6 protein-coding genes are annotated in these 6,911 nt (G+C 60.4%); 5 read left to right on the top strand and 1 reads right to left on the bottom strand.

The window, feature by feature from the left end:
* Positions 1-245: 245 nt before the first annotated feature.
* From NW852_RS08495 to ispD, 4 genes are all read left to right on the top strand, one after another.
* A complete protein-coding gene (locus tag NW852_RS08495; RefSeq protein WP_414372036.1) occupies positions 246-1,640 on the top strand; it encodes an IctB family putative bicarbonate transporter in 1,395 nt (464 codons plus the stop codon).
* A 181-nt stretch (positions 1,641-1,821) separates the two neighbouring features.
* Complete coding sequence (locus NW852_RS08490; protein WP_414366262.1) at positions 1,822-2,160, top strand: P-II family nitrogen regulator; 339 nt, start codon at positions 1,822-1,824, stop codon at positions 2,158-2,160.
* A gap of 129 nt (positions 2,161-2,289) precedes the next feature.
* Positions 2,290-3,696 carry an ammonium transporter gene (locus tag NW852_RS08485; RefSeq protein ID WP_414366261.1) on the top strand — a complete coding sequence of 469 codons (1,407 nt, stop codon included), beginning with the start codon at positions 2,290-2,292 and terminating at the stop codon, positions 3,694-3,696.
* A gap of 123 nt (positions 3,697-3,819) precedes the next feature.
* Positions 3,820-4,527 (top strand): 2-C-methyl-D-erythritol 4-phosphate cytidylyltransferase, encoded by a 708-nt coding sequence (gene ispD / locus NW852_RS08480; RefSeq protein ID WP_414366265.1) that lies wholly within the window; start codon positions 3,820-3,822, stop codon positions 4,525-4,527.
* Here ispD and NW852_RS08475 read toward each other — a convergent pair.
* Positions 4,524-5,948: an MATE family efflux transporter gene (locus NW852_RS08475; RefSeq protein WP_414372033.1), complete on the bottom strand. Its 1,425-nt coding sequence runs from the start codon at positions 5,946-5,948 to the stop codon at positions 4,524-4,526. The genes ispD and NW852_RS08475 overlap by 4 nt on opposite strands.
* A gap of 170 nt (positions 5,949-6,118) precedes the next feature.
* Here NW852_RS08475 and cobM point away from each other — a divergent pair.
* A partial coding sequence (gene cobM / locus NW852_RS08470) for a precorrin-4 C(11)-methyltransferase (protein ID WP_414426643.1) occupies positions 6,119-6,911 on the top strand: 793 nt, incomplete at its 3' end.

Raw genomic sequence — 6,911 nt, 5'->3', positions numbered from 1 at the left:
GCTTTGGCATGATTCTAAGTGCATTGTCTCATGCGGCGGTGCACCTCTAGAAATTTTGAGGTTGGTCGTGGCAAGGCTAGGAGCCAACTCTCAACCTAACGTGCTCCCGAAGCAGCTAGAGTCCTCCACTTCCAGAGGGAGGGATCCCGCCTGCCCTGATGTCCTTACCCCTGGCCGCTGGGGAGATAAACTCGGAAGATGAGCAGAGGCAGAGGGAGAGGTGCCCAGGGGGCTGGAAAGCGGCGATGGAACAAGCAAGGCAACTGTGGCAAGCTCTGCTGCTGCGGGGTTTTCCTATCGATTCCTGGTGGCAGGGCAGCCTTTTGGGCCGCCTGTCGGGATCCCTGAAAAACTGGGGCCAAGGCAGCTTGCTCGTCCAAGGCTTGGACGGGATTGGCTTGGGTCTGGTGTTGCTCTACTGGGTCTTTTCCTCCCAAAGCTCCACCGGCATCCTCGGCCTAATCCTACTGGCCATGGCGGCGCTTGTGGTCTTGAGCTGGCTGGTGGAAACCCCGACTGGGCTACCTGTCCATCTGCCCCTGGGCCTTTTCTGGGGAATTGCTACCCTGGCAACGCTCCTCTCGCCGGTTCCCTATGCGGCGCGGGATGGCTGGCTGAAGCTGACGCTCTACTTAGCCGGCTATCTGCTTTTGCATCGTCTGCTGCGCCAACCCCAATTCCGAGATGGGATTGTTGGATCCCTGCTCTTGGTCAGCCTGGGGATGGGGATCTACGGCCTGCGGCAGTACTTTTACGGGGCGGCCGAACTGGCCACCTGGGTAGATCCAGAATCGGGCTTGGCGGGCCTGACACGGGTGTACAGCTATCTGCGCAACCCTAACCTGTATGGAGGCTACCTGGTTCCCCTCCTCCCGCTGGGGCTGGCTGCCATCTGCCTCTGGCCGGGTTGGGGGATCAAGCTCCTGGTGGGGTTTACAACCGCCGTCAACCTTATCTGTCTGGGGCTGACCTACAGCCGCGGTGCCTGGATTGGGGGGCTGGCAGCGCTGGGGATGATGGCCCTGCTGCTGGCCCAATGGTACGCCCCCCGCCTGCCGGCCCGTTGGCAGCGCTGGACGGTGCCGGCTCTCTTGGGAGGGGGCGCAGCCGCGCTGCTGCTTGCCATCTTGACGGTACGCCCCTTGCGGCTACGGGCTCAGAGCCTCCTTTGGGGACGGCTAGATACCAGCAACAACTTTCGCCTCAACGTCTGGGCGGCGGTGCTGGAGATGATCCGCGACTTTCCCATCTTGGGGATCGGCCCTGGCAATGTCGCCTTCAACCGCGTCTATCCCCTCTACCAGCGGGGCAACTTCAGCGCCCTTGCAGCCTACTCGGTGCCGCTCCAGATTACCTTGGAGACGGGCTTAGTCGGATTCCTGGCTTTTGCTTGGTTCCTCCTGGTGCTCTGGGATCACGGCTGGAGAGGCTGGAACACTTTGCTCAGCTCCCGGGATCCCCAGGGCCTGTGGGTGGCGGCAGGTTTAGCAGCCTGCACCGGCATGATGGCCCACGGCCTGGTGGACACCATCTGGTACCGTCCCCAGGTGCAGATGCTGTGGTGGCTGGCAGTGGCCCTCGTCACAGCCAGTCTGGATTCTCCTCGATCCTCAACGGCCGGTGAAAGACTAAGCTCGTGAGATGCCAGCGCGAACTTCTTAAAAAGCTAAAGTAGCCCAGGCCTAGCCTTCTGGTCTTGACGAGAGCAAATCTAGAGTGGTAAGCATTCTCAGTAGAAGAACGAAAATGTATCTAGATTTACAATTTGCAGGTTTTAGTAGTGTTAGAAATTAGCGGGATTGTTGGGGATATGGGAGGCCAATGAAAAAGATCGAGGCTATAATTCGGCCCTTCAAGCTGGATGAGGTGAAAATTGCCCTGGTCAATGCCGGAATTGTCGGCATGACAGTGAGCGAAGTGCGGGGTTTTGGTCGGCAAAAAGGACAAACCGAGCGCTATCGGGGATCCGAGTACACGGTAGAGTTCCTGCAAAAGCTGAAGGTGGAGATCGTGGTCGAAGACGACCTGGTGGACACGGTTGTGGAGAAGCTGATCGCGGCGGCTCGCACCGGCGAAATCGGGGACGGCAAGATTTTCATCAGCCCTGTCGAGAAAACCATTCGCATCCGTACCGGCGAACTCAACCAAGACGCCCTGTAAAGCAGGGAAGGTCTTGGAGCCTGGGTAGCTCGATCCGAGTCCCAGGCTGGCTTGCAGTGGGCAAATGAGGGATCTTTGCCCCAGTTAATGCGTTGTAAAAGTACCGTCACTTTAGGTGAGTCGAAAAGCATGTCTACAAGGATGATCCAAAGACTCAAAGGCCAAGCACTGCAGTGGCTTTGGCAACCAGCTCAGGGGGGCCTAACTGCTGCTCTGACGATTTCGCTGGTTTTCCTGTTGGGTCAGGAGAGCGCCTTCGCTCAGGACGCGGAAGTCGTACAGAAACATGCTGACATTGTCTGGACGCTGGTGGGGGCAGCCTTGGTGTTCTTCATGCAGGCGGGGTTCGCCATGGTGGAGACGGGCTTTACCCGCGCCAAGAATGCCGCCAACATTATGATGAAAAACCTGATGGACTTTTGCATGGGCTGTTGCGCCTTTTGGTTCATCGGGTTTGGCCTGATGTTTGGAGAAAATACTGGCTTCTTTGGCAGGAGCTGGTTTGCTTTCAGTTGGCAGCAAGCCCACGAAGCAGGGGACTGGCCTTTTACATTCTTCGTCTTCCAGATGGTGTTTGCCGCCACCGCTGCCACCATTGTTTCCGGGGCCATGGCGGAGCGCACCAAGTTCGTGGCCTACCTCATCTACTCTGTCGTCATCTCTGGGCTGATCTACCCCATCTCGGGGGGCTGGGCTTGGAATGGGCTGTTTGGCGACTACAACGGTGGCACCAGCGGCTGGCTGGAAGATCTGGGCTTCATCGACTTTGCCGGTTCGGGCGTAGTGCATTTGGTGGGGGGCGCTTCCGCCTTAGCCGGGGCCATGGTGCTTGGCCCTCGCATCGGCAAGTACGGCCCCAACGGAGAGCCACGGGCGATTCCCGGCCACAACCTGCCTCTGGGGATGTTGGGGGTGTTTATCCTCACCTTGGGTTGGATTGGGTTCAACGCCGGCTCGACCACAGCCGCCAGCCCCGATATCGGCTGGATTGCCATGAACACGCTGCTAGCCGCTTCGGCAGGGGCCATTGGGGCGATGATCACCTGCTGGGTGCATTTTGGCAAGCCGGATATGACCTTTGCCGCCAACGGGGTGCTGGCCGGCTTGGTAGGGATCACTGCTCCTTGCAACACTGTCCACCCTCTGGGAGCTTTGATCATCGGTTCGGTGGCCGGGATCCTGGTGGTCATCTCGGCGGTGATTCTGGATACGGTGCTGAAGATTGACGACCCGGTGGGCGCCGTTTCGGTACACGGCACCTGTGGTATTTGGGGGGTGTTGGCAGCAGGGATCCCTTGGTTTGCCCACGCCAACTCAGGGGTGACCTGGGCGCAATTTGGGGTACAAGTTGTGGGCGCTCTAGCCTATTTCTTCTGGCCTTTCATCACCTGCTTGATCCTGTTTTTGATCCTCAAGGCAACCGTTGGCCTGCGCACCAGTGCTGAAGAGGAGCTGGCCGGCTTGGATGTGGGCGAGCATGGTAACGTGGCCTACCCGGATTTTGTGATTGCTTCTGCCGAGTTGGACCAACCTTGAGGCGGCACCCCGGCTCTGAAGGGGATCCAGCGGCACCAATCGCCACTGTCAACGATGAGGAGGGCCAAGCCTGGCCCTCCCTGGCTGTAAACTGGGATGCGGTTGGATGCACTTTTGGATCCCATGCACCTGTTGATCCCGGCGGCTGGCAGCGGCAAGCGAATGGGGGCGGCGGTCAACAAGCTGTTGTTGCCACTTTTGGGTCAGCCTGTCCTGGCTTGGACGTTGCGGGCGGCAGATCGGGCGCATTCCATCGAGTGGATTGGCATTCTCTCCCAACCCGGCGACTGGCCGGCCATGGAGCAGATCCTGGCGTCCATCGAGCTGTCCACGCCGGTGCAGCTTCTGCAAGGAGGGGTGACGCGGCAGGAGTCGGTTTACAGGGGGGTGGAGTATCTCTATGGGCTGGGAACGGTGGAACGGGTGTTGATTCACGATGGGGCCCGCTGCCTGGCCACCTCTGAGTTGTTCGATCGCTGCAGCGCCGCCTTGGAGCAAGTGGACGGCTTGATTGCCGCGATCCCTGTCAAAGACACGATTAAAGTAACCGCAAGCGGCCCCAAGGGGATCCAAATCGAATCGACACCGGAGCGTAGCCGGCTGTGGGCAGCCCAAACGCCCCAGGGCTTTCGCCTGTCGCTGTTGTGGCAAGCCCATCGGGAGGCACTGGCCCAGGGGTGGCAGGTAACCGATGACGCAGCCCTATTCGAGAAGCTGGGTTGGCCAGTTTACATCGTGGAAGGGGAGGAGTCTAATCTGAAGTTAACCACCCCCTGGGATCTGGTGCTGGCCAAGCAAATTCTACAGCAGCGCCTCGATCCGGCGCGCTAGCCCAACTCACTATGGCGGTGGCCCTGCCGCAGAGCCGCCTTCTGCCACACCCGACTGCGCCAGCGGCTGAGCAACAGGCTGGCCAAGCCGGCGACATAGATCAGCATGGCCAACCAGCCCCCCACAGCCCCCCATCCCAACCCCGGCAGAAAAGGGATCCAGCTTTGGGGAAAGATCAGTATTTGCGCCAAAGGCAAGAAAAAGAGCCAGCTCATCCCGAGCATGATCGCCATGGGTGCCCGCACATCTCCCGCGCCGCGCAGGCATCCCACTGCAGAGAAGTTGATGCCATCGAAGAGAAACGAGACTCCGATGATCCGCAGCAGCCTCCCCCCCAGATGCAGAATTGCTGCGGCGTTGGCGTCTTTCCCTGTAACGAATAGGCCGAGCAGGGCTTGCCCAAAAAGCGCCAGCCCGCCGCCGATCACAGCCATGTAGCCGAGCGTCCAGCCCATCACGGCATTTCCCAGGCGCATTGCCCAAGCTGGCTGACCGGCGCCAACAGCCTGGCCCACTAGCACCGTGGCTGATTGTTCCAGGCCGATGGCTGGCAAATAGGCAAAGCGAGACAACATCAGACACAGGTGGGCCGTTGCCCCCTCCACAGCCCCCAACTGGCCTAGCATCAACTGAAACACCGTGAAGGAGCTCATATCCGCCAAAGCGTAGATCCCAATCGGCAGGCCCAATCTCAGCAATGGCCGCAACGGTTTCCAGCCCGTGCGCCAGGTTTGCCGCGTAGCGTAGTCGCGGTGGATCCAAGCTGAGAGAAACACCAGCAGGTAGAGGGTCAGCTCCCCATATTCCGACAGGATTGTGCCCCAGGCGGCTCCAGCGATCCCCCAGTCCAAGCCGAAAATGAATAGGGTATTGAGGATGCTGTTGAGCAACACGCTCCAGCCACTCACCCAGAGAGTGATCCAGGTGCGGCCAATGCCGTTAAAAAAACCCGACAAGGCAAAGGTGCCCAAGAGGGCAGAGCCTCCCCAAACGCGAATTTGCCAATAGGCCGCTGCTTGCTCCGCCACCCCCGGCGGCAGGGGCAGCCCTCCATACAGCAAGCCTCCCAACAGCGACAAGAGACCGCACAGGGGAAATAGGCCCAACCCCAGCCCCACTCCCGACCAAGCATAGCGAGAGGCCCCCTTTGGATCTCCGCTGGCGTAGGTTTGCGCCACCAAGGTTTGCACTGCTCGCCCCAGACTCAGGAAGGGGGTCAAGGCCACCTGGGTGGGCAGCCAGGCGGCGTTCATCCCGGCCAAGGCTTGGCTGGAGATTTGACCAATAAACCAAGTGTCGGTTATGCCCATCAGCGCCTGGATGCCAGCGCTGAGCACCAAGGGCATCGCCAACCTCAGCACAACCCCATGATCCACCCGTGGGATCCCTCGGGCATCTAGCCGTTGCGCAATGCCCCTCACACCCTTTCCCTCCTCTGTGCTGCGCAACAACAGGCAACCTCTCGACTGAGCTGTCTGTATGCTATTATACTACAGAGATAATACGGACTGGAGCGAGGGAGGGATCCCTTCCCACCTTTGGGAGATTAGCTGCTGTTAGGATGCTGGCTGCTGGGGCGAGAGGAGAGCGGATGAGCGAGCAGACTTCATCCTACTGGCCTGTCCACATTGTCGGCGCCGGCCCCGGGGATCCTGAGCTGATTACCCTGCGGGGCCAGAGAGTACTCGCGGAAGCAGATGTAGTATTCTACACAGGTTCTTTGGTGCCGGAGGGGCTGCTGACCCATTGTCGCCCTGGGGTGGAGGCCATCGATACACGCGCTTTCACCTTGGAAACGCTGCTGCCTCAGATGGTGGAGCGGGTCAAGGCAGGGCTGCGGGTGGTGCGGCTGCAGGATGGGGATCCGTCTCTTTACGGTGCTCTGCACGAGTTGCTGATTCGGCTGGCGGAGGCTGGGATCCCCTTTGAGATCGTGCCGGGGGTGAGCGCCTTTCAACTGGCAGCCGCCCGTTTGCAAGTGGAGCTAACGGTGCCGGAGCTGGTGCAGACGATCATCCTCACCCGCGCCAGTGGCCGGACGCGTGTGCCGGCAGCGGAAGCCCTGGCCAGTCTGGCGGCTCACCGCGCCTCTCTGTGTCTCTACCTGAGCGCCCGCCATGTGGAACAAGCCCAGGCGGATCTAATGACCCACTATCCTGCCGATACCCCGGTGGCCATTTGCTACCGTCTGGGCTGGCCGGACGAGCGGATCTGGCTGGGATCCCTGGCGGAGATGGCAGCCCTCACGCGGCAAGCCGGCCTGGAGCGCACCGTGCTTTACCTCATCAGTCCCGCCCTACGGGGCTTGGCAGGAGCCGGCTCGGCCCGCTCGCGGCTCTACAGCCCTGACCACGCCCACCTCTTCCGCCCCAAAATTGGCCGGC

The organism is Synechococcus sp. H60.1 (assembly GCF_047462335.1).
In the GTDB taxonomy this organism is placed as follows: domain Bacteria; phylum Cyanobacteriota; class Cyanobacteriia; order Thermostichales; family Thermostichaceae; genus Thermostichus.
This window is presented reverse-complemented; position numbering and strand designations above follow the sequence as displayed.

Bases quoted from the DNA above. Each gene is read 5' to 3' on its own strand.
- NW852_RS08490 (WP_414366262.1), top strand. From the start codon at position 1,822: ATGAAAAAGATCGAGGCTATAATTCGGCCCTTCAAGCTGGATGAGGTG.
- ispD (WP_414366265.1), top strand. From the start codon at position 3,820: ATGCACCTGTTGATCCCGGCGGCTGGCAGCGGCAAGCGAATGGGGGCG.
- NW852_RS08485 (WP_414366261.1), top strand. From the start codon at position 2,290: ATGTCTACAAGGATGATCCAAAGACTCAAAGGCCAAGCACTGCAGTGG.
- NW852_RS08495 (WP_414372036.1), top strand. From the start codon at position 246: ATGGAACAAGCAAGGCAACTGTGGCAAGCTCTGCTGCTGCGGGGTTTT.